The sequence below is a fragment of the Streptomyces sp. CLCI03 genome (assembly GCF_053615355.1).
This window is the reverse complement of record NZ_CM132132.1, coordinates 5669935-5691714: the sequence shown is the minus strand read 5'-3', so window position 1 is coordinate 5691714 and position 21780 is coordinate 5669935. Positions and strand designations below refer to the sequence as shown.

Below are 21780 nucleotides of genomic sequence, written 5' to 3'. Positions count from 1 at the left end.
AGTTGAGGGTGATCATATGCAAACTGCAAAACGTTCGGCCAGAGTTGAGGGGCGGTCGGGAACGGCTACGCCCCGTAGAACAGCTCGTCCACCACCGCCCGGGCACGGCGGGTGATCCGGCGGTAGTCGTCCAGCATTTCCCCGGCCGTGCCTTCGGCGTATCCGAGGTAGCGGGCCACGGCCGCCAGCTCCCGGGCCTCGGTCGGGAAGGTGTCCCCGGCCCGCCCGCGCACCAGCATCACGGCGTTGCGGACCCGGGTCGCCAGGACCCAGGCCTCGTCCAGGATCTGCGCCTCCTCGGTCGGGATCAGCCCGGCGGCGTGCGCGGCCGCCAGGGCCTCGCGGGTACGGGTGGTGCGCAGGCCCGGTTCGACCCAGGCGTGCCGCATCTGGATCAGCTGGACGGTCCACTCGACGTCGCTGAGGCCGCCGCGGCCGAGCTTGGTGTGCAAAGTCGGGTCGGCGCCGCGCGGCAGCCGCTCCGACTCCATGCGGGCCTTGAGCCGGCGGATCTCGCGCACGGCGTCCTCGCCGAGGCCCTCCATCGGGTAGCGCAGCGGGTCGATCAGCTCGATGAACCGGGCGCCGATGTCGGCGTCGCCCGCCACCGGTTCGGCGCGCAGCAGGGCCTGGCTCTCCCAGGTCAGGGACCAGCGCCGGTAGTACGCGGCGTAGGAGGCGAGCGTGCGCACCAGCGGGCCGGAGCGGCCTTCGGGGCGCAGGTCGGCGTCGATGAGCAGCGGCGGGTCGGTGGTGGGCAGTTGGAGCAGCCTGCGCATCTCGGCGATGACGGTCTGGGCGGCCTTCGCGGCCTCCTGCTCGTCGACGCCCTCGCGGGGTTCGTGGACGAACAGCACGTCGGCGTCGGAGCCGTAGCCCAGTTCGTGGCCGCCGAAGCGGCCGACGCCGATGACGGCGAAGCGGGTGGGCAGGGTGTCGCCGTAGTGGCTGTGGACGGCGGCGCGCAGGGCCCCGGCGACGGTGGCGGCGGTGAGGTCGGAGACGGCTCCGCCGACCCGGTCGACGAGGGCTCCGTGATCCTCCTCGGCCGGGTTGTCCTCCGTACCGTAGGAGCCGATGATGTCGGCCGCGGTGGTGCGGAAGAGCTCGCGGCGGCGCACGCCGCGGGCGGCGGCGACGGCGGCCTCGGGGTTCTCGGCGCGCCCGACGGCGGCCAGGACCTCCTGCTCCAGGGCCTCGTGCGTACGGGGCTGCAGGCCTTCGGGATCCCCGAGCAGGGCCACGGCCTCGGGGGCGCGCATCAGCAGGTCGGGGGCGAGGCGCCCGGCGGACAGGACGCGGGCGAGGTTCTCGGCGGCGGCGCCCTCGTCGCGCAGCAGGCGCAGGTACCAGGGGGTCTTGCCGAGGGCGTCGGAGACCTTGCGGAAGTTCAGCAGGCCGGCGTCCGGGTCGGCGGAGTCGGCGAACCAGCCGAGCATGACCGGGAGCAGGGTGCGCTGGATGGCGGCCTTGCGGGTGACGCCGGAGGCGAGGGCTTCGAGGTGGCGCAGGGCCGAGGCCGGGTCGGCGTAGCCGAGGGCCTCCAGGCGCTGGCCGGCGGCGCGGGGGGAGAGCCGGGTCTCGCCGGGGGTGAGCTGGGCGACGGCGTCGAGCAGCGGCCGGTAGAAGAGCTTCTCGTGCAGGCGGCGGACCACGGAGGCGTGCCGGCGCCAGGCCTTGTTGAGCTCGGCGACGGGTTCGGTGCGCAGGCCCATGGAGCGGCCGAGGCGCCGCAGGTCGTTCTCGTCCTCGGGGACGAGGTGGGTGCGGCGCAGCCGGTAGAGCTGGATGCGGTGCTCCATGGCGCGCAGGAAGCGGTACGCGTCGTGCAGTTGGGCGGCGTCGGCGCGGCCGACGTAGCCGCCGGCGGCGAGGGCGTGGAGGGCGTCGAGGGTGGTGCCGGAGTGCAGGGTGGCGTCGCTGCGGCCGTGGACGAGTTGGAGGAGCTGGACGGCGAACTCGACGTCACGCAGGCCGCCGGGGCCGAGTTTGAGCTCGCGGTCGACCTGGGCGGCGGGGATGTTGTCGACGACGCGGCGGCGCATCTTCTGGACGTCGGGGACGAAGTTCTCGCGTTCGGCGGCCTGCCAGACCAGCGGGCTTATGGCCGCGATGTACTCGGCGCCCAGGGCCTCGTCGCCGGCGACGGCGCGGGCCTTGAGGAGGGCCTGGAACTCCCAGGTCTTGGCCCACCGCTGGTAGTAGGCCAGGTGGGAGGCGAGGGTGCGGACGAGGGGGCCGTTGCGGCCCTCGGGGCGGAGGTTGGCGTCGACGGGCCAGATGGTGCCCTCGACGGTGGTCTCCGAGCAGATCCGCATGAGGTGGGAGGCGAGGCGGGTGGCGGCCTGGAGGGCCTTGGCCTCCTCGGCGCCGGGGGCCGCGTCGCCGACGAAGATGACGTCGACGTCGGAGACGTAGTTCAGCTCGTTGCCGCCGCACTTGCCCATCGCGATCACGGCGAGCCGGCACAGGGCGGCATCCTCGGGGGCGGCCGCGGAGGCGATCCGCAGGGCCGCGCGGAGGGTGGCGGTGGCCAGGTCGGCGAGCTCGGCGGCGGTCTGGGCGACGTCGATGGTGCCGCAGACGTCGCGGGCGGCGATGGAGATCAGGCAGCGGCGGTAGGCGACGCGCAGGCCGACGGGGTCGTGGGCGTCGGCGAGGCCCTGCTCGAACTCGGCGAGTCCGGGGTGCAGGTCGGCGGCCTCGTAGGTGATGAGGCCGAGCCAGTCGCGGGGGTGGCGTGCGAGGTGGTCGCCGAGGGCCTCGGAGGCGCCCAGCACGCCGAGGAGGCGGTCGCGCAGCGGCTTGGCGCTGACGAGGGTGTCGAGGAGCCCGGGCAGTTCGCCGTCCGGCTGGGCCTCGGCGAGCCGGACCAGTCCGAGGAGGGCGAGGTCGGGGTCGGCGGTCGCGCCGAGGGCGTCGAGCAGCACGGGATCGGTACGTACGGCCGCCAGCGCGTCGGCGTCGAGCAGCCGGGCGGCGGTGGAGGGGTCGGTGAAACCGCTGCGGAGCAGTCGGATGAAGGTGCTGCTCCTGCGTCCCGGGACCGTCATCCCGCCGCCTCCCGCGGTTGTCGCTGCCACTGCTTGCCAGTCTCTCCTGAGCCTAGGCCCTGGGACCTGTCGGTGGAGTTCCGGCCCGGCCGGGACGCAGATTTAGGCGTGTCAGGATCAAATGTTCGATCCGAGGCGCATACGATGCCAGGATCTGTCTGATCATCGGTTTAGTGAACGTGTCATGGGGGTAGTCCCCGTCGGCCGGTCGGGAGGAGCTTCGTGTCCGACTCCTGGCAGGGCCCCGGGGCCCGGGACCCACAGGGTGCGTCGAACGGATCCGGGTGGGAGCAGCAGGCCGGGCCGTCGGAGCAAGGAGCGCAGCCGGACCGGGCGGCGCGGCAGGGTCGGCAGCGGCCCTGTCCGGCGCGGGACGCGCGGCAACAGCCGTACCAGGGACACCCGCAGGAGCAGCACGCCTACGCGCACCCGCCCCGGCAGGACGTGTACCCGCACTCTCCCGAGCAGACCCACCCGCCCGAGCAGACCCACCAGGCCGAGCCGCGCGCCGAGTCGGCCGAGGTCGACGCAGCTCCCGCAGCCGAAGCCCCCGAAGCCGAGGCCGCCGCTCCCGAGGTCGCCGCTCCCGAGGTCGACGCCGAGCCGTCCGGCAGCCGTCGGCAGGCGCGCCGCCGGGCCCGCGGCAAGGACGGCGCCCGGGACGGCACCCGTCGCCGTCGTCGTCGCCGGGGCGGCCTCCTCAAGGTCGTCGCGTTCTGCGTGGTCACCACGGTCGGCAGCCTGATCCTCCTGCGGGGCAACGAACTCCTCGACCGCCTCGGCACCTCCACCGCCCCCGACAAGGCGGCCGAAACCCCCGCCGCCCCCGAACCGCCCGACCCGGGCCGGGTGCTCCAGGTCATCGCGCACCCCGACGACGACCTGTACTTCATGAACCCGGACCTGCGGTACTCCATATCCGCCGGCAGCCCGGTCACCTCGGTCTACCTGACCTCCGGCGAGGCCGACGGCATCAACGCCGGCTCCGCCAAGGCGGCCACCACCAAGCCCGACAAGCCCGCCTACGCCGAGGCCCGCCAGAACGGCATACGCGCCGCCTACGCCAAGATGGCCACCGGCGACCGCGGCAGCCCCTGGACCCGCACCGTCGTCCCGACCAAGGGCGGCGGCCACGCCGAGGTCGACGTGCTCGTCGCCAAGCCCCAGGTCAACCTGGTCTGGTTGCAGCTCCGCGAGGCCGGCACCGTTTACGACAACGCCCCCAACAGCCTGCACGGCCTGTGGGACGGCAAGATCCCCCGCCTGGACTCCATGCTCGCGTCCGGCACCCCGGTCACGCAGCCGTTCTCGTACTCCAAGGACCAGGTCGTCCAGACCCTCGTCGGCATCCTGGAGCAGTACCGGCCGACCACCGTCCGCTCCCAGGACCCGACCCCCGGCCGGTATCCCGACACCAAGCGGTACGCCGACCACCAGGACCACTTCTACGGCGCACGGTTCGTGCAGTTGGCCACCGCCGCCTACGCCAAGGACGTCACCGACCGCCCGCACTTCACGGTGCAGAACTACGCGGGCTACATCAACGGCTCGCTGCCGAGCGCCCTGGACCCGGACGAGGCCAAGGAGAAGCTGGACATCCTGGGCACCTACGCCTGGCTCGACCGGCAGAACCACTGCAACAGCCCCGCCGGCTGCGGCGACCTCAAGATCTCCGACCAGCCGGGCGGCAACCGGTGGTCGGACTCCATCAACTACGCCCGCGGCACCAGCACCGACTGGCTGACCTCCGACGCGCAGCAGGGACTGTGGGCCTTCAAGGTGCTCGACGGCCAGGTGGCCGTCTGGCACCGGGCCGGTCCCGCCGGCCGCTGGAAGGGCCCGGACCTGCTCCCCGGCACCGGCATGGACCCGGGCGTGAGCACCGTGACCCTGGCGGACGGCCGGACGGCCGTCTTCGGCACCCGCACCTCCTTCGGCGCCAAGCCCACCGACTACCGGCGCGAGGTCGTCCACGCCGTCCAGAAGCAGCCGGGATCCGAGGAGTTCACCGAGTGGCAGTCGCTCGGCACCCCCGAGACCGCGGACGAGAACTGGACCTCCGACATCAGCGCCCCGGCCGTATCGGTCGACGGCACCGGGCAGTTGGCGGCGTACGTCCGCGACGGCGCGGCCGGCCTGCGCGGACGGGTGCAACAGCCGAACGGCAGTTGGGGGCCCTGGGAGAAGTACGGCGGCACCGACCTGCACGGCTCCCCGGCCACCGCCACCGACGGCGCCGGGCGGCGCATGGTCTTCGCCGCCACCTCCAAGTCGGTGGTGGGCTGGACGCAGCCGACGCCGGGCGCCCCGCTGGGCCAGGTCACGCCCACCGGGCTGCCGGACACCACGCTCCCGCTGACCGCGGACGGACGCGAGGGCGGCGTACGGCTGTGGTTCCGCAAGCCCGGCTCGGGCAATGTCCGTACCGCCCTGATCACGGGTGAGGGCGGGCTGAAGGTGAGCCAGATGACCGACCTCGGCGGCCTCCAGGGCTTCGGCGCGGTGACCGCGAGCGGGCACCTCCTGGCGGGTCGCACGGCGGGTGGGCAATTGGGCTCGGAGGCCGGGTCGGGTCGGCCGTGGGAGCGGTCCCCGCTGCTGTTCGTCGGCGCTCCCTCCTCCACGATGACCGGCCAGGGCCTGGTCGGTCTGGCGGTGGTGGGGCTCGACGCACGGCTGTACGTGACCTCCTCGGCCGACGCGCCGGGCGCGCACCTGGCGCCGTGGCAGCCGGTGGGCCCGCGCAACGCGCCCCCGTCGCTCCCGTCACCCGTGTCGCCCCCGCCGCCGCCCGCGTCGTCTCCGTCTCCGGCGTCGCCCGCATCACCGGCCCCACCCACGTCACCCACGTCACCCGCACCGCACGCGTCGGGACCGGCTGCCGCGACACGGTAGGCGGACGGACAAAGTCCACATCTGGTACCGGAAAAGCACCGGCCATCTGCGGATTCGGTGAACCAAGTCCGCTGATTTCACCTCTCTCTGACTGTTCCACACCTTCCCCCGTCAGAGCGAGACCGAACCCGAGGCGTGACCCGATGCCCGTGACCCGTCGCCGCTTCGCGGCCCTGCTCACCGTGCTGACAGCCGGCGCCACCGGTGTGCTCTCCGTGGCCGGCCAACAGACCACCGCCGAAGCCACCCAGGAGAAGAACCCGGCCGCGGTCCGGCCCGCGAGCGTCACCTCCGGTTCGGTCGTCCAGATCGTCGCCCACCCCGACGACGACCTGTTCTTCATGAACCCGGACCTCAGCCGGTCCCTGCTGTCCGGCACCCAGGTCACCACCGCCTACCTCACCTCCGGCGAGTCCGACGGCCGCAACGAGGCCCACGGCGGCGCCGCCGACGACCCCGAACAGCCCGCCGACCGCGCCCACTACGCGGAGGCCCGGCAGAACGGCATCCGCTCCGCTTACGCGCAGATGGCCACCGGGGACCGCACGAGCGCGTGGAAGCGTACGGTCCTGGCCACCGCCGGCGGCGGCCGGGCCGAGGTCGACGTCCTCATAGCCAAGCCGCAGGTCAACCTGGTGTGGTTGATGCTGCGCGAGGCCCGCAGCACCGGCGGGGACACCCCCGAGAGCCTGCGCGGCCTGTGGAACGGCCGGATACCCGCGCTGGAGGCCCAGCTCACCTCCGGCACCCCGGTCAAGCAGCCGTTCACGTACACGAAGGACCAGCTCGTCCGGTCGATAGCCGGGGTCCTGGAGCAGTACCGGCCGACGACGATACGGATGCAGGACCCGACGCCGAACCGCTACGGCGAGAACGGGACCGGCCGGTACACCGACCACCAGGACCACATGTACGGCGCCCGCTTCGTGCAGGCCGCCACCGCCGCCTACGCCGCCCAGGTCCACAGGCGCCCGCACTTCACGGTCCAGAGCTACCTCGGCTACCACAACAGCACCCTCCCGCACGCGCTGGACCCGCAGACCGCCGAGACCAAGACCGGCTTCCTGAGGACCTACGCCTGGCAGGACCGCCAGGACTACTGCGGCAGCCCCTCGGGCTGCGGCGACCGCAAGGTCGCGGGCAACCCGACCGGGCGCAACTGGGCCCAGTCACTGCGCTACACCCGCGCCGAGACCACCTCCTGGCTGACGGAGGGAACGCCCGGCCGGCTGTGGGCCTTCGCCACACTGGACGGCCAGGGGGCGTACTGGACGCGCAACACCGGCGGCGACTGGGCGGGCCCGATGTTCCTCCCGGGCACGGGCATCGACCCGGGCGCCACCGCCACCCGCCTCCCCGGCGGCCGCGTCGCCGTCCTCGCCACCCGCACCACCTTCGGCTCCGCGCCCACGGACTACCGGCGCGAGGTCGTGTACGCCGTCCAGTCCGCGCCCGACGGCCCGTTCGGCCCGTGGCAGTCGCTCGGCACTCCGGAACGCAGCGACGACGAGGGCACCTCGGCGATCAGCGCCCCGGCGGTGGCCGTGGACGCCCGCGGCGGCCTGACCGTCTACCTCCGCGACTCGCGCCGCACCCTGCGCGCGACCACCCAACAGCCGGACGGCGGATTCTCCCCGTGGGAGCGGCTCGGCGGCGAGGACCTGCAGAGCGACCCGGTGACGGCGCTCGACGCGGCGGGGCGGCGGCACGTGTACGTGACCACCACCGCCTCCGTCCTGGCCTGGACCCAGCGCACCCCGGACACCCCGCTCCTCGGCCCCGCCCCGACGGGCCTGCCCGCCACCACGGTCCCCCTCACGGCGGCCCCGGACGGTGCGGGCGTGCGCCTCTTCTTCCGCCGCCCGGACTCGGGGGTCGTGCGTACCGCCCTGGTCACGGCGGGTCCCTCGGTCCGGCCCCAGGTCTCCAGCGTCACGGAGGCGGGCGGCCGCGCCGGCTACGGCGCGGTGTGCGCCGCGGGCCGCCTCGTGGTGGGGCGCGCGGACAGCGGCACCGTCAGCACCACGGGCCTCGGCGGCCCACCGGCGTGGGAGCAGTCCCGCATGCTCTTCGCGGGGGCCCCGTCGGCCGTGCTGGAACCCTCGGGCACCGTCACGACGGCGGTGCTGGGCCTGGACGGCGAACTCCACACGACCACGACCCCGGCCACCCCCAAACGCCCGACCTGGCACCGGGCGGTGCACTGACGGCGGGCGCGCACGGTGTCAGCCGGCCATCCAGGGGACACGGCAGGCGTGCGGGCCCGTCCCCTCCGGACACAAGGTCGCGATCACCGTCGTACGGATCGCTCGCCAGGTCCGCAGGGAACACCTCAACCGGACGCGCAGCTCGACCGGTTCCCGTGCGCCACCGCTTTCGCCGGGGTGCTCGATGTCCCACTGCTCGGCGAGGAAGTCGTACATCTCGGCGGTCGGCATCCCGCTCCCGGGAAGGGTCCGCAGGACACTCTCCCCGGTGATCCGGGCACTCCGCGCGCCCACGGCGTCGGCGACGAGCCCCTTGACCCACGCCAGCCCCTGCTCGTCCGCGTACAGGCCGAACCGCACCACGCGCGTTCTCATCGCATCCCACCTTCGCGATCGTCATGACCGTCACCGCCGCCGGGGGCGAGGACAGTGGTGAACCAGGAGTGCACGGGGGCGAGCTCCGGTGCCGCGGGCCACCCGTTGACGGTGCCCAGGAGCCGCCAGTATCGCTCGACGTGGGGATCGGCGGTCGTCCGCAGGCGGGCGAGGAGCCAGCGGCGCAAACCGCCTTCGCCTTCGTCGGCGCGCTCGAACGCGTGGGCGTAGAGGCTGCCGAGCGAGCCGGCGAGCGACGCTCCCCCGGCCGAGTCCGGCAGGAGGCCGGCGGACACGGCCTCGTCGATCCGCTCCCGCATCGCCCGGTCGAGCGCGCCCTGCAGCGCGGCGACGTCCCGCGGGTCGGGCTCCACCGCTTGTTCCTCGGCGGTGCGGCGGATCGCGGCCCGGAAGTCCTCGTCCTGGCAGAGCCCGGCGAGTTCCACCCAGGCCTCGACCTGTTCGGGCGTGGGTTCGTCGGGGAGCTCGGGCACGACGGATCGCATCAGTGCCGCGAACTCGGCGTTGGTGTGGGGTTCTTCAAGAACCTCTGCGACGAAATCGCCGATCAGTCGGCGCTGTTCGGCGTGGGAGAGCGTGGCGAGTCGGTGCAAGAGGTCCATCTCCATGGGGGTGGGGCCGCGTCCGGCGACCGCGCGGAGCACGGCCCGGCGCAGGCGGAGGGTGCGGATCTGTACGTCCAGGGCGTCGGCGTGTGCCGCCGCGACCTCCGGTACGGACGCTTCCCGGTCCAGCACCTTGTGTACGGTCTCCAGGCCGATCCCGAGATCGCGCAGCGTGCGGGCCAGGTCCAGGCGGGCGAGCGCGTCCGCCCCGTAGAGCCGGTATCCCGCCGGGCTCCGCCCGGTGGGCGGGACGATGCCCTTGTCCGAGTAGAACCGGACGGTCTTCACGGTCAGACCGGTCCTCCGGGCCAACTCCCCGATCGAATACAGAGTCACGCTGTCCATGGCCCCCAGCCTGCTGTCTCCCCCCACGGGAGACTCAACACAGCGGCCTGGCCGTCTTGCGGGGGTCGTCGGCCGCGACCATGTCGACGAACCGCCGGACCTGTTCCTCGGCGGACACGTCGTGCGACACCAGGACCTCGTGGACGAAGGTGCTCCCGATCGCGTACGGCGCCTCAAGAGGGCTGAAATGCACCTCGATGCGTGCGGACCCCTGACTCCGCAGCGGATAGACGGTGTTCACGCCCCAGCCCCAGCGCTGGAAGCAGCCGGACGGGGCGAGCTCCAGTCTCATCAGCCGGGCGACGCTGTCCACGGGCTCCTCCCAGCTGAGATCCGCCACGGCCCGCTCCAGTTCGGCGTCGTACGCGGCCGCGTCGAAGTGGACATCGGCGGGAACGGGGAGCCGGACGTCCTCCGTGTTCTCCCAGCCCGTCCACTCCACCCGGTCGGCCCGCCGCCGGATTAGGTCCTTTCCGTGGTGACGGCACTGGTCCAGCGGGTGGCCGCGGCCACCCGCCCGGCCTTGAACGCCTCGGGCGTGAACATCCTCAGCGCCGGCGGCCCGGGATCGGAGCAGTCCGTCCCCCATCTGCGTTTCCACGTCGTTCCGCGGTGGGTGGGCGACGGGATCTCGACCTGGCCGTCCGGACGCTCCGCACACCACGTCACGGGCGATCCGGGAGCGCGGCTCGCCGATGCCCTGGCTTCTGGTGCTGCTCGACCCGGGCCCTCACGGCAGTAGCGGAATCCCTCCCCGGGATTTCAACTCAGCTGGTCGCGCACGAGATCAAGGAACGCCTGTCGGCTCGGACGGATGTGCGCCCAGACCTTCTCGTCCTGTGGCTCTCCCGGGTCTTCGGGGCCCTTCCTGATGACCTCCTGCACTGCACACGCGAGGCCATGTGCCGCTTCGCTGACCTCAGACGTGCACAGCACGTGGATCGTCTTCTGCATCACCCACACCCTGTCGAGGACCTGCCCTGCCCGGGCCTGCCACTGCTCGTCAGCCAGGTTGTGGTGATGCCGATCCACCGCGACTCGTTCAGCTTCCTGCACCGCAGACAGAAACTCGATGAGGTGGGTGAGACGCTCGTTGCGGCGCGCCTCGGCAAGTTCACGAACACTGCGGCGTGCCTCGCCGCGTTCCAAGGCGCGTCCTGCCGAGCGCTGGGCCAGCATCGACATGAGCCCGCCGAGCAGGACGCCGATGAGCGGCGCAAGCGTTGTCCACACAACGTCCGATTATGACACCGGTGGCGCCATGGCTCAGGGCCGGCGGCTGAGTGCCGCCGGCCCTGAGTGTGGTGCCGACCCCGGAAGGCCGTCTGATCTGAACTGCCCTTACAGCACCGGGAGGTTCTTGCGGAGCTCGAAGGCGGTGACCTCCGAGCGGTATTCCTCCCACTCCTGCTTCTTGTTGCGGAGGAAGAAGTCGAAGACGTGCTCGCCGAGGGTCTCGGCGACCAGTTCGCTGCGTTCCATCAGGGAGATGGCCTCGCCGAGGTTCTGCGGGAGGGGTTCGATGCCCATCGCGCGGCGTTCGGCGTCGGAGAGGGCCCAGACGTCGTCGTCGGCGCCCGCCGGGAGTTCGTAGCCCTCCTCGATGCCCTTCAGGCCGGCCGCGAGCAGGACCGCGTACGTGAGGTACGGGTTGGCGCCCGAGTCGATCGAGCGGACCTCGACGCGCGAGGAGCCCGTCTTGCCCGGCTTGTACATCGGGACGCGGATCAGGGCCGAGCGGTTGTTGTGGCCCCAGCAGATGTACGACGGGGCCTCGCCGCCCGCGCCCGCGCTGCGGGACGAGCCGCCCCAGATGCGCTTGTAGGAGTTGACCCACTGGTTGGTGACCGCCGCCGTCTCCGCCGCGTGGCGCAGCAGGCCCGCGATGAAGGAGCGGCCGACCTTGGAGAGCTGGTACTCGGCGCCCGACTCGTAGAAGGCGTTGCGGTCGCCCTCGAAGAGGGAGAGGTGGGTGTGCATGCCCGAGCCGGGGTATTCCGAGAACGGCTTCGGCATGAAGGTGGCCTGGACGCCCTGCTCCAGCGCGACCTGCTTCATCACCAGGCGGAACGTCATGATGTTGTCGGCCGTGGAGAGCGCGTCGGCGTAGCGGAGGTCGATCTCCTGCTGGCCGGGGGCGCCCTCGTGGTGGCTGAACTCCACCGAGATGCCCATCGATTCGAGCATGGTGATCGCCTGGCGGCGGAAGTCCATGCCCACGTTCTGCGGGGTGTGGTCGAAGTAGCCGGAGTTGTCGGCCGGCACCGGGCGGGTGCCGTCCAGCGGCTTGTCCTTCAGCAGGAAGAACTCGATCTCCGGGTGGGTGTAGAAGGTGAAGCCCAGGTCGGAGGTCTTGGCCAGGATGCGCTTGAGGACGTAGCGCGGGTCCGCGAAGGACGGCGAGCCGTCCGGCATCAGGATGTCGCAGAACATCCGGGCGGTCCCGGGGGCCTCCGCGCGCCACGGCAGTATCTGGAACGTGCTCGGGTCCGGCTTGGCGATCATGTCGGACTCGTAGACCCGGGCGAAGCCCTCGATCGCGGAGCCGTCGAACCCGATGCCCTCGTCGAAGGCCTGCTCCAGCTCCGCCGGCGCGACCGCGACGGACTTGAGGAAGCCCAGTACGTCGGTGAACCACAGGCGCACGAAGCGGATGTCGCGCTCCTCAAGCGTCCGGAGGACGAATTCCTGCTGCTTGTCCATGCCTTCATCCTCGCAGTTCAGACGGCCTGTGCACCACCGCCTCGACCGTCGGGGCACAGTCGGGCGCGCCCAGTATCACCAGTCGTGGTTTCCGCCACATTACGCACCCGGGAAAGGTCGCGGCACCCCCGCACTGACCTGGGGCCGGTCATGAGCATTACCATCTGCGCCCATGGGGGGCCGGCAGCACACGCAGCCGGGGCGTCGGGGACGTCCCGGGCTTCGGCGTGCCGTCCTGCTGACCGTCTTCGGGGTGCTGTCCGGCGTGCTGCTGCTGTGCGCGCGCTCGGGCGAGTCGCACGCCCCGGATCCGGGTGCGCAGGTACGGGTGGAGGCGGGGGCGGGGGCGGCGGCGCACGCCGTCTGCGTGTCTCCGTACGACCTGCCCGGCTGCTCGCCGCTCACGCGCGTCACCCCGGGTGTGCTGCCGGTGCCGCCGCCCGCCGTGACGGGTTCCATGGGTGCGCCGGCGCCCGCCGCGATCGTCTCCGGGGCGTCGCGGATCCCGCTGTACGGGGCTCCGCCGCGCGCCCCTGACCTGTATGCCCTCCAGGTGCTGCGGACCTGAGCGGTCCGGTTCGGTTTCGTGTTCATCCACCCCCCTCAGCAGAAGGAACCAGGGCACATGGCCAGCAAGTCCGGCAGGACCAACCAGCACACCGACCCGAACTCACGTCAGGCGCGCATAGCCGAGATGCGTCGCGCCGAGCAGATCCGGGAGCGGCGCAACAAGGCGATCGCGATCACGGCCGCGTCGGCCGTCGTCGTCGGCCTCGTCGGCTTCGGCGCCTGGGTGCTGATCGACCAGAAGCAGGCCGAGCAGCGCAAGGAGGCGGCCGCGGCGAAGCTCCGCGAGGAGGCCGAGGAGATCCGCAAGCAGCCGGTCGAGGGCGAGCAGCTCTGGGACGTGAAGAAGCTCGGCCGCAATCACGTCGAGACCCCGGTGAAGTACGAGATGAACCCGCCGGTCGGTGGTGACCACCACCCCCGCTGGATGAACTGCAACGGTGACGTCTACAAGAGCCCCGTGCCGGAGGTGAACGCCGTGCACTCGCTGGAGCACGGCGCGGTCTGGGTGACGTACAACGAGAAGGCTCCGAAGGCCGACGTCGACAAGCTCGCCGCGACCGTCGGCAAGATGCCGTACACGCTGATGAGCCCGGTCAAGGAGCAGACCGGCGCGATCATGCTCAGCGCGTGGGGCAAGCAGCTGACCGTGGACAGCGCGGACGACCCGCGGGTGTCGAAGTTCTTCACGAAGTACGTGCAGGGCGAGCAGACCCCGGAGCCGGGAGCGGCCTGCACGAGCGGGCTGGCCGGCAAGTGAGCCGCCCGGCCGGCGCCGACCGCCCCGTCCCCCGTACGTACTGGGTCGCGGGCACGGCCGTCCTGCTGGCCCTGCTGTTCGCGGCGGCCGCCACGGTGGCCGCCGCGAACGGCGGCGGCTCCGCCGATCCCGGTGCGGCGGCCGGTACGGCGGCGCCCCGCACCCCGGGGTTGCGGTCCCCGGACGCGGGCTTCGCCCGGGACATGGCGGTGCACCACCAGCAGGCGGTGGAGATGTCCTTCATCGTCCGCGACCGCACCCAGGACGAGGCGGTGCGCACCCTCGCGTACGACATCGCCAACACCCAGGCCAACCAGCGGGGCATGCTGCTCGGCTGGCTGGACCTGTGGGGGCTGCCGAAGGTGGTGGCCGACGAGCCGCCGATGTCCTGGATGGGGGCCGCGGGCGGGCACGGCGGCCACGCGGGGCACGACGCCGCGAAGCCCGGTGCGCTGATGCCGGGCATGGCCACCAAGGAGGAGCTGGACCGGCTGGGCGCCGCCTCCGGTCGGGACGCGGAGGTGTTCTTCCTCCAGCTGATGACCGACCACCACAAGGGTGGTGTCGCGATGGCCGAGGGGTGTGCGCAGCAGTGCGAGACCCCGGTCGAGCGGGCGCTGGCGCAGGGCATGGTCGACGCGCAGCGTTCGGAGCTGACCTTGATGGAGGACATGCTGCGGCAGCGCGGAGCCGCGCCGCGCGGGTGACGGGACACGCCCGTACCGTGGTGAGAGGCGCCCTCTCACCCGTACGGGCGTGTGCTCCGCCGGTGGGGACGCCGCACCGGACGCGTCCGCGCCCGGTGTCGGACGGCGTGCTCAGGAGGTTCAGCGATGACCACCGCCGCAGACATCATGCACCCCGGGGCCCAGTGGATTCCCGCCACCGAGACCCTCGACCGGGCCGCCCAGCTGATGGCCCGGCTCAATGTGGGCGCCCTGCCCATCAGTGACGCCGAGGAGCGGCTGTGCGGCATCATCACCGACCGCGACATCGTGGTGAACTGTGTGGCCAAGGGCCACGACCCGGCCAGGATCACCTGCGGTGACATGGCCCAGGGCACCCCGCGCTGGATCGACGCGGGCGCGGACGTCGGCGATGTGCTGGACGAGATGCAGAGCCACCAGATCCGCCGGCTGCCGGTGATCCGGAACAAGAAGCTGGTGGGCATGATCAGCGAGGCCGACCTCGCGCAGCACCTCACCGACGACCAGATGGCGACCTTCGTGGAGAAGGTCTACGCGCGGGTCTGACCCTGCCCGGCCGTTTCCAGGACCGTCCGCGCCACCTGGCCCGGGCGGTCCAGCATGACCAGGTGTCCGGCGGGTTCGGCGACCTCGAAGCGGGCGCCGAGCAGGTCGGCGAGGTCCGCCTGCCGGGACAGCCAGCGCAGGGCCGAACGCCCGGCCGAGCCGTCGTGGCCGGCGAGGACGGTGGTGGGGGCGGTCAGCGGGTGCGTCCCGCGCAGGGCCGCCAGCTCGGCGGCCATGTCCAGGTAGCGGGAGTTCTCCAGGAGGCCGCCGCGCCAGACCCGGCCGGTGCGGTAGCAGCGGCGTACGAGGTCGCGCGGGGCCGGGTCGGAGCCACCGGTGCGGGAGGCCCGTACGGTGGCGCGCCGGGCCGTGGGGCCCAGCGCGGCCGGTAGTCCGGCGGCGGTCACGGCCCGGCCGAGGGCGCGGGCGGCGCCGGTGCGCAGTGCGGCGGGCAGGAGCGTACGCGGGTCCTCCTCGACGCTGGCGTCGAGGAGGACCAGTGCGGCGGTGCGCTCGGGGTACAGGCGGGCGAAGGCCTCGGTGTGGAACCCGGCGAGGGAGTGGCCGACGACGGTGACGGGGCCGGCGGCGCGGGCGTCGAGCCCCAGCGCGTCGAGCAGGCCGGCGATCCGGTGGGCCTCCCCGGCGGTGGTGGGCGGCTCGGTGGCGGGGCCGCTGAGACCGTGTCCGGGGCGGTCGAAGCGGACGACGGTGCGGCCCGCGGCGACGAGCGGTGCGACGACGGGGTCCCAGTCGAACCAGGCCATGGCGAGCCCGGCGCTCAGGACGCACACGGGTCCGCTGCCTTCGACGACGACGTGCAACGCGACCCCGCGGGCCCCGTCACCCGCCTCGACGGCATCGCCGGCATCGGTGGGGACGGCGACGCGGACGAAGCGGCCGGTGACACTCACGTACGGCCTTCCTTGTGGACGGAATAGGCGAGCAGGCCCAGCCAGAGGGCGACGAGGAGCACCTGGAGCCGCTGACCGGCGCCGAGGGCCCAGGTCCCGCGCCCGGCGGTGAACAGGGCTATCGCGGACAGCGTCCAGACGGTGGCGAGCAGTTCGAGGGCGACGAGGGCGGGGCCGTAGCGGGCGAGCGGGGCGAACCAGCCGTAGCGGCGGGCGGCGACCGTGAGGGCCACCAGGCCGACGAGGGCCCCGGTCATGGCGAGGCTGCTGCTGACGGCGTGGGCCTGATGGGTGGCCGGGACCAGTCCGGCGGTCTCCCGGGCGGCGCATTCGGGGTCCACGGTGGGGGTGCAGCTCAGCGGCAGCCAGGCGTCGGCGGCGGTGGCCGCGCCGAAGAGGGCGACCCCGGCCCAGCCGATGACCGCCCAGGAGCGGCGGGACTCCGCGTACTTCAGCAGCCGGATCAGGGCCAGGAGCCCTCCGGAGAAGGCGAGCAGCCCGGCGGTGAAGTCGGTGGCCCGGAAGAGGCCGCCGAGCGGCTGGTCCTGGGCGGCGAGCTCGCTGACGTACGTCTCGATGGGGTTGAGTCCCGTGGAGAGGACGACTTCGAGCACCCACGCGGTGTAGGCCGCCGCGGCGAGACCGATCAGCGTGGCGACCGGCCAGGCGGTCCGCGGCGACAGTCCATGTGTGGACATAGTGTGACTAATCCTAAGCAGACTCGGGGTCGGTGCTCCGATCGGATACCCACCCCCGGTAGGGTTCCGGTCATGACGCGCAGTGCTCAGCGAGCCGCCCCGGGAGCCCGGTTGCTGCTGCTCGCCGCGCTGTTGCTGGGCATCGTCACCATGCACACCCTGGGCCATCCGACTGAGTCCCACGCCATGCAAGACGTGTCCTCGGCCCACTCCGTTGCCTCGGCGGAGCCGCCGGCCCCGGCCGCGCACGGTGGCGCGCGCCACACCGCCGCCGGCGTGCCCTCCCCCGCGGTCCCCGCGTGGGGGTACGAGATGCCCGCGACCGAGATGGACCCCATGTCGGTCTGCCTCGCCGTGCTCGCGGGGCTCGTCGTGCTGCTCATCGGCACCGGCCGGACCGGATCCCGACGCGCCGTGCCGCTCGGGGGCGCGGCTCGCATACCGGGCCGGTCCGGCGGAGGTCCGGACCCGCCCTCGCCCCGCGAGCTCCTCACTCGGCTGGCGGTCCTGCGGGTATAGGCCGGTGCCGCCGCCCCCGCATGCCCGTGCATGCCCGGGGCGGCGCCCCTCCGTGCCCATGTACCCGTAACACCACACCCATGAGGTGCTCCCATGCGCTCTCTTCCCACCCGTCGCACCGTGCTCGGAGCGTCCGCGGCCGTCCTCGGCTCCGGGCTGCTCGCCGCCTGCTCCGGATCGACCGGGCCCTCCGGCGGATCCGGGGCCGGCGGCCACGGCTCGATGAACCACGGCGGCTCCGCCGCCGACGTGCCCGAGGGGTACGTCGACCCGGCCGGGCCCGAGGTGCGGGCCGCCGAGGCCGCCCGCAAGGCCACCGGCCCCCTCACCGAGGTCAAGGTGACCGCCACCGCCACCCCGCTCGACCTCGGCGCCGGCATCACCGTCCGCTCCTGGGCGTACGGGGACAAGCTGCCGGGTCAGGAGGTCCGGGCCACCGCGGGCGGCACGCTCGCCCTCACCCTGGCCAACAACCTGCCCGAGGCCACCTCCATGCACTGGCACGGCCTCGCCCTGCGCAACGACATGGACGGGGTCCCGGGACTGACCCAACGGGACATCGCCCCGGGCGGTTCCTTCCCGTACAAGTTCGCCGTCCCGACCCCGGGCACCTACTGGTTCCACCCGCACACGGGGGTCCAGCAGGACCGCGGCCTGTACGGCGCGCTCATCATCGAGGACCCCAAGGAACCCCTCTCCTACGACAAGGAGTGGGTGGTGGTCCTGGACGACTGGATCGACGGGGTGGACGGCGCCACCCCCGACGCCGTCCTCGCCGAGCTCCGCAAGGGCATGAACGGCAGCGGCGGGGCCCACGCGGCCCACGGCCGGAGCACCTCCCCCTCCCCGTCCTCCGGTGGCCCGAAGAAGCGCTCGTACGTCGCCATGGGCGGCCACAGCGACTACCTCGGCGGGGACGCGGGCGACGTCGTCTACGCGCACTACCTGATCAACGGGCGGGTGGCGGACGACCCTTCGGTCCTCACCGCGAAGCCCGGCGACCGGATCCGGCTGCGCATCATCAACGCGGGTGGGGACACCGCTTTCCGTATCGCCCTCGGCGACCACGAACTGACGGTCACCCACACCGACGGCTACCCGGTGGAGCAGACGAGGACGGGCTCGCTGCTGCTGGGCATGGGCGAGCGGTACGACGTCCTGGTCACCGCCAAGGACGGGGTGTTCCCGCTCACCGCGCTGGCCGAGGGCAAGGAGGGCTCGGCGCTCGCGGTGTTGCGCACCGGATCGGGGACGGCGCCCACGGCCGCGACCCGGCCGGCCGAACTGGACGCGCCACCGCTGACGGCGGACGCGCTGAAGGCCGCCGAACCGGTCGCGCTGGCCCCGCGCGACCCGGACCGTACGGTGCAGATCCGCCTCACCGGCAGCATGACCTCGTACAACTGGGCCTTCGACGGCAAGCCGTACACCCCCGACCAGCGGCATCCGGTGAAGGCGGGCGAACGGGTCCGGCTGGTGTTCGCCAACGCCACGCCCATGTGGCACCCGCTGCACCTGCACGGGCACACCTTCGCGCTGGGCGAGCAGGGGGGCGGGGCGCGCAAGGACACCGCGATCCTCCTGCCGGGCCGCAGGCTGACGGTGGACTTCGACGCGGACAACCCCGGGTTGTGGATGACGCACTGCCACAACGTCTACCACTCGGAGTCCGGGATGATGACGGTGCTCGGCTACCAGCTGTAGGGCACGGCCGCCCGCCCGGCCCTGACACGGGGCCGGGCGGGCGGTAATCGGGGTGGGCCCCGGGCGCGGGCATGGCACTCTTGCGGAGATCACGACTGTCGCGACAAGAGGACGATCCCGCAGGTATGAGCACCCCGCCGAACCCGCCCAGCACTCCCGTCGGTCCGCCGACCGAGCCGGCGGGCACCCCGATTCCCGAAACACCGGAGATATCCGAGGCGCCCGGGACGGACTCCGCATCGGCGCCCGCGCAGCCGCTCTCGCTGGAGAAGACCCCGGCCGCCCCTGCGACGCCCGAGGCCCCCGCGGCAGCCCCGGCCTCCGAGGCCCCGGCGGCCACCCCGCAGCCGGCGCCCGCCCCGTCGGCCTTCGCCCCGCCCCCGTCGGCCTTCGCCCCGCCCTCGTCGGCCTTCGCCCAGCCCACGCCGCCCGCGGCCGCCGGCTTCGGTGAGGGATTCGGCGCACCCGGCTTCCCCGGCGCTCCCGCCGCTCCCGAGAGCCAGTGGGGCGCGCCCACCCCCGGCTACCCCGGAGGCACGTACCCCGGGTACCCGCAGGCCGCCCCGACCGGCAACGGCCTGGCCGTCGCCGCGGTCGTCACCGGCGGCCTGGGCATCGCCCTCGGCGTCATCCCGTTCTTCTTCTGGGCCGGCACCCTGCTCGCCGCCGTCGGTCTGGGCCTCGGCATCGGGGGTGTCGTCCGCGCCAACAAGGGCGCTCCGAACAAGTCGATGGCCGTCGTCGGCGTCGTTCTCTCCGTGCTCGGTCTGCTCGCCTCGGCCGGCGGCCTCTTCCTCACCGTCCTGGTCGTCGACAAGGCCGACAGCCGCATCGACCGGCAGGTCGAGGAGGACCTCAGGGCGGGCGAGCGCCTCCCCGGCGGTGACCCGTCCAGGTCCGCGGCGCCCACCCAGGTCCCCGGCGTGACCAGCGCGCTGCCGTTCGGCGAGAAGTTCACCTACCCGAACGGCGTCACGGTGAGCCTTTCCGTTCCGACGAAGTACAAGCCGAAGGACGCGTTCGCCCGCGACCGGGTGAAGAACGCGGTCGAACTCACCATCACCATCACCAACAACTCGAACGCACCGTTCGATGTGCTCCTCTCCAGTCCCAACGTCCGCGACGACCAGGGCATGCCCGCCGAGAGCGTCTTCGACGGCAACATGCCGAAGTCGATCAGGGGCTCCCTCCTGCCGGGCGAAACCGCCAGCGGGGTCGAGGCCTTCGAGGTCCCCGAGGGCACCAAGAGCGTCACCGCGGACATCCGGCCCGGGATGCTGCGCGAGAGCGTGAAGTTCGCGGGCCCGATCGGCTGACGGGGCGTCACCACGCGGGAAACAGGCGGGGCCCAGGACATCGCGTCAGAAAGACGATTACACTGGGCCCGTGCCTCAACTTCGACTCGCTCTGAATCAGATCGACTCGCACGTCGGCGACATCGACGCCAACGCCGACTCGGTCGTCCACTGGACCCGGCACTCCGCCGAGCAGGGCGCCCACCTGGTGGCCTTTCCGGAGATGATGCTGACCGGGTACCCCGTCGAGGACCTCGCCCTGCGCGGCTCCTTCGTGGAGGCCTCCCGTACCGCGCTGCGCGACCTCGCGGAGCGGCTGGCGGCCGAGGGCCTCGGCGAGCTGCCGGTCCTCGTCGGCTACCTCGACCGCACCGAGCGGGCCGTACCCCGCCTGGGCCGTCCGGCCGGGTCCCCCGAGAACGCGGCCGCCGTGCTGCACCGCGGGCAGGTCGTCCTGCGCTTCGCCAAGCACCACCTCCCCAACTACGGCGTGTTCGACGAGTTCCGGTACTTCGTGCCGGGCGACACGCAACCGGTGATCCGGGTGGGCGGCGTCGACGTGGCCCTGGCCATCTGCGAGGACCTGTGGCAGGAGGGCGGCCGGGTCCCGGCCACCCGCTCCGCCGGAGCCGGACTGCTGATCTCCGTGAACGCGTCCCCGTACGAGCGCAACAAGGACGACCTGCGCCTCGAACTGGTGCAGAAGCGGGCCCAGGAGGCCGGCTGCACCCTCGCCTACCTGGCGATGATCGGCGGCCAGGACGAGCTGGTCTTCGACGGCGACTCGATCGTCGTCGACGCCGACGGGCAGGTCATCGCCCGCGCCCCGCAGTTCTCCGAGGGCTGTGTCCTGGTCGACCTCGACCTGCCGGCCGCCCGCGCCGACGCGCCCGAGGGCGTGGTGGACGACGGACTGCGCATCGAGCGCGTGATCCTCTCCGAGGAGCCCGTGGAGCCGTACGAGCCGGTGGTCACCGGCGGGTACGCCGAGCGCCTCGACGACGACGAGGAGATCTACGACGCCCTGGTCGTGGGACTGCGCGCCTACGTCAGGAAGAACGGCTTCCGCTCCGTCCTGATCGGGCTCTCCGGCGGCATCGACTCCGCGCTCGTCGCCGCCATCGCCTGCGACGCGATCGGCGCGCAGAACGTGTACGGCGTCTCGATGCCCTCGAAGTACTCCTCGGACCACTCCCGGAGCGACGCGGCCGACCTGGCCGAGCGCACCGGGCTGAACTTCCGGACCGTCTCCATCGAGCCGATGTTCGACGCCTACATGGGCTCGCTGGGCCTGACCGGCCTGGCCGAGGAGAACCTCCAGTCCCGCCTGCGCGGCACCCTGCTGATGGCCCTGTCCAATCAGGAAGGCCACATCGTGCTGGCCCCGGGCAACAAGTCGGAGCTGGCCGTCGGCTACTCCACCCTGTACGGCGACTCGGTGGGCGCGTACGGCCCGATCAAGGACGTCTACAAGTCGGACGTCTTCCGGCTCGCGGAGTACCGCAACCGGGCCGCCGCCGAGCGCGGCGAGACCCCGCCGATCCCGGAGAACTCGATCGTGAAGCCGCCGAGCGCCGAGCTGCGCCCGGGTCAGGTGGACACCGACTCGCTGCCGGACTATCCGGTGCTCGACGCGGTCCTGACCATGTACGTGGACCGCGACCAAGGCATGGACGCGATCGTGGCGGCCGGCTTCGACGCGGAGCTGGTGGCCAGGACCCTGCGGATGGTGGACACGGCGGAGTACAAGCGGCGCCAGTACCCGCCGGGCACGAAGATCTCCGCGAAGGGCTTCGGCAAGGACCGCCGGCTGCCGATCACGAACGGCTGGCGCGAGCGGGCGTAGCGGATCCGGGACCACCGACA

19 protein-coding genes are annotated in these 21780 nt (G+C 72.7%); 11 read left to right on the top strand and 8 right to left on the bottom strand.

Annotated features, from left to right (window positions below; translation table 11 throughout):
• Positions 1-65: 65 nt before the first annotated feature.
• A complete protein-coding gene (locus ACWG52_RS26300; protein ID WP_453126115.1) occupies positions 66-3053 on the bottom strand; it encodes a bifunctional [glutamine synthetase] adenylyltransferase/[glutamine synthetase]-adenylyl-L-tyrosine phosphorylase in 2988 nt (995 codons plus the stop codon).
• 222 nt (positions 3054-3275) lie between these two features.
• Between ACWG52_RS26300 and ACWG52_RS26295 the strand changes: the two genes are divergently transcribed.
• Both ACWG52_RS26295 and ACWG52_RS26290 read left to right on the top strand, forming a co-directional pair.
• Positions 3276-5948 (top strand): PIG-L family deacetylase, encoded by a 2673-nt coding sequence (locus ACWG52_RS26295; RefSeq protein WP_453126114.1) that lies wholly within the window; start codon positions 3276-3278, stop codon positions 5946-5948.
• A 143-nt stretch (positions 5949-6091) separates the two neighbouring features.
• The gene (locus ACWG52_RS26290) at positions 6092-8155 is read left to right on the top strand and encodes a PIG-L family deacetylase (RefSeq protein ID WP_389812424.1); all 2064 of its coding nucleotides are present in this window, start codon (positions 6092-6094) and stop codon (positions 8153-8155) included.
• An 18-nt stretch (positions 8156-8173) separates the two neighbouring features.
• Here ACWG52_RS26290 and ACWG52_RS26285 read toward each other — a convergent pair whose 3' ends face one another.
• From ACWG52_RS26285 to ACWG52_RS26275, 3 genes are read right to left on the bottom strand one after another with little or no spacing between them, the layout of a single operon-like run.
• On the bottom strand, positions 8174-8530 hold the full coding sequence (locus tag ACWG52_RS26285) for a hypothetical protein (RefSeq protein WP_390139933.1): 357 nt from the start codon (positions 8528-8530) through the stop codon (positions 8174-8176).
• Positions 8527-9501 (bottom strand): MerR family transcriptional regulator, encoded by a 975-nt coding sequence (locus tag ACWG52_RS26280; RefSeq protein WP_453126113.1) that lies wholly within the window; start codon positions 9499-9501, stop codon positions 8527-8529. The genes ACWG52_RS26285 and ACWG52_RS26280 overlap by 4 nt, the downstream gene beginning before the upstream one ends.
• Before the next feature lie 34 nt (positions 9502-9535).
• Positions 9536-9943, bottom strand: a complete 408-nt coding sequence (locus ACWG52_RS26275) for a hypothetical protein (protein WP_453126111.1) — start codon at positions 9941-9943, stop codon at positions 9536-9538.
• Positions 9944-9976: 33 nt separating this feature from the next.
• Between ACWG52_RS26275 and ACWG52_RS26270 the strand changes: the two genes are divergently transcribed.
• The gene (locus ACWG52_RS26270) at positions 9977-10243 is read left to right on the top strand and encodes an HIT family protein (RefSeq protein WP_453126109.1); all 267 of its coding nucleotides are present in this window, start codon (positions 9977-9979) and stop codon (positions 10241-10243) included.
• Positions 10244-10263: 20 nt separating this feature from the next.
• Here ACWG52_RS26270 and ACWG52_RS26265 read toward each other — a convergent pair whose 3' ends face one another.
• The gene (locus ACWG52_RS26265; protein ID WP_389812434.1) at positions 10264-10734 is read right to left on the bottom strand and encodes a hypothetical protein; all 471 of its coding nucleotides are present in this window, start codon (positions 10732-10734) and stop codon (positions 10264-10266) included.
• Between the two features lie 108 nt (positions 10735-10842).
• A complete protein-coding gene (locus tag ACWG52_RS26260; RefSeq protein ID WP_030772013.1) occupies positions 10843-12204 on the bottom strand; it encodes a glutamine synthetase family protein in 1362 nt (453 codons plus the stop codon).
• A gap of 172 nt (positions 12205-12376) precedes the next feature.
• Here ACWG52_RS26260 and ACWG52_RS26255 point away from each other — a divergent pair, with 172 nt between their 5' ends.
• The 4 genes from ACWG52_RS26255 (at position 12377) to ACWG52_RS26240 (ending at position 14784) form a co-directional block, all read left to right on the top strand.
• Positions 12377-12772, top strand: coding sequence for a hypothetical protein (locus tag ACWG52_RS26255; RefSeq protein WP_389812438.1), 396 nt, complete (start codon positions 12377-12379; stop codon positions 12770-12772).
• Between the two features lie 57 nt (positions 12773-12829).
• Entirely contained in the window at positions 12830-13531 is a 702-nt protein-coding gene (locus ACWG52_RS26250; protein ID WP_389812441.1) for a DUF3105 domain-containing protein, read from the top strand.
• Entirely contained in the window at positions 13528-14238 is a 711-nt protein-coding gene (locus ACWG52_RS26245) for a DUF305 domain-containing protein (protein ID WP_389812444.1), read from the top strand. Before ACWG52_RS26250 ends, ACWG52_RS26245 begins: the two co-directional genes overlap by 4 nt.
• A 126-nt stretch (positions 14239-14364) precedes the next feature.
• On the top strand, positions 14365-14784 hold the full coding sequence (locus tag ACWG52_RS26240; protein ID WP_389812447.1) for a CBS domain-containing protein: 420 nt from the start codon (positions 14365-14367) through the stop codon (positions 14782-14784).
• On the opposite strand, the gene ACWG52_RS26235 is transcribed toward ACWG52_RS26240, so the two are convergent.
• Positions 14769-15608, bottom strand: a complete 840-nt coding sequence (locus ACWG52_RS26235) for an alpha/beta fold hydrolase (protein ID WP_389812565.1) — start codon at positions 15606-15608, stop codon at positions 14769-14771. The two genes, ACWG52_RS26240 and ACWG52_RS26235, sit on opposite strands and share 16 nt — an antisense overlap.
• Positions 15609-15694: 86 nt before the next feature.
• Positions 15695-16396 carry a DUF998 domain-containing protein gene (locus tag ACWG52_RS26230; protein ID WP_051763920.1) on the bottom strand — a complete coding sequence of 234 codons (702 nt, stop codon included), beginning with the start codon at positions 16394-16396 and terminating at the stop codon, positions 15695-15697.
• 72 nt (positions 16397-16468) lie between these two features.
• Between ACWG52_RS26230 and ACWG52_RS26225 the strand changes: the two genes are divergently transcribed.
• The 4 genes from ACWG52_RS26225 to ACWG52_RS26210 all read left to right on the top strand — a co-directional run bounded on the left by ACWG52_RS26225 (position 16469) and on the right by ACWG52_RS26210 (position 21760).
• Positions 16469-16915 carry a hypothetical protein gene (locus ACWG52_RS26225; RefSeq protein WP_389812450.1) on the top strand — a complete coding sequence of 149 codons (447 nt, stop codon included), beginning with the start codon at positions 16469-16471 and terminating at the stop codon, positions 16913-16915.
• Between the two features lie 93 nt (positions 16916-17008).
• The gene (locus ACWG52_RS26220) at positions 17009-18619 is read left to right on the top strand and encodes a multicopper oxidase family protein (protein WP_390139975.1); all 1611 of its coding nucleotides are present in this window, start codon (positions 17009-17011) and stop codon (positions 18617-18619) included.
• Positions 18620-18744: 125 nt separating this feature from the next.
• A complete protein-coding gene (locus ACWG52_RS26215) occupies positions 18745-19935 on the top strand; it encodes a DUF4352 domain-containing protein (RefSeq protein ID WP_389812456.1) in 1191 nt (396 codons plus the stop codon).
• A gap of 70 nt (positions 19936-20005) precedes the next feature.
• Entirely contained in the window at positions 20006-21760 is a 1755-nt protein-coding gene (locus tag ACWG52_RS26210; RefSeq protein ID WP_453126104.1) for an NAD+ synthase, read from the top strand.
• Positions 21761-21780: the final 20 nt, after the last annotated feature.

What these genes read in the sequence shown, in the direction of transcription:
- ACWG52_RS26300 (WP_453126115.1), bottom strand. Translation starts at nt 3,053, where the DNA reads ATGACGGTCCCGGGACGCAGGAGCAGCACCTTCATCCGACTGCTCCGC.
- ACWG52_RS26290 (WP_389812424.1), top strand. Translation starts at nt 6,092, where the DNA reads ATGCCCGTGACCCGTCGCCGCTTCGCGGCCCTGCTCACCGTGCTGACA.
- ACWG52_RS26285 (WP_390139933.1), bottom strand. Translation starts at nt 8,530, where the DNA reads ATGAGAACGCGCGTGGTGCGGTTCGGCCTGTACGCGGACGAGCAGGGG.
- ACWG52_RS26280 (WP_453126113.1), bottom strand. Translation starts at nt 9,501, where the DNA reads ATGGACAGCGTGACTCTGTATTCGATCGGGGAGTTGGCCCGGAGGACC.
- ACWG52_RS26260 (WP_030772013.1), bottom strand. Translation starts at nt 12,204, where the DNA reads ATGGACAAGCAGCAGGAATTCGTCCTCCGGACGCTTGAGGAGCGCGAC.
- ACWG52_RS26255 (WP_389812438.1), top strand. Translation starts at nt 12,377, where the DNA reads ATGGGGGGCCGGCAGCACACGCAGCCGGGGCGTCGGGGACGTCCCGGG.
- ACWG52_RS26250 (WP_389812441.1), top strand. Translation starts at nt 12,830, where the DNA reads ATGGCCAGCAAGTCCGGCAGGACCAACCAGCACACCGACCCGAACTCA.
- ACWG52_RS26240 (WP_389812447.1), top strand. Translation starts at nt 14,365, where the DNA reads ATGACCACCGCCGCAGACATCATGCACCCCGGGGCCCAGTGGATTCCC.
- ACWG52_RS26230 (WP_051763920.1), bottom strand. Translation starts at nt 16,396, where the DNA reads ATGTCCACACATGGACTGTCGCCGCGGACCGCCTGGCCGGTCGCCACG.
- ACWG52_RS26225 (WP_389812450.1), top strand. Translation starts at nt 16,469, where the DNA reads ATGACGCGCAGTGCTCAGCGAGCCGCCCCGGGAGCCCGGTTGCTGCTG.
- ACWG52_RS26220 (WP_390139975.1), top strand. Translation starts at nt 17,009, where the DNA reads ATGCGCTCTCTTCCCACCCGTCGCACCGTGCTCGGAGCGTCCGCGGCC.
- ACWG52_RS26215 (WP_389812456.1), top strand. Translation starts at nt 18,745, where the DNA reads ATGAGCACCCCGCCGAACCCGCCCAGCACTCCCGTCGGTCCGCCGACC.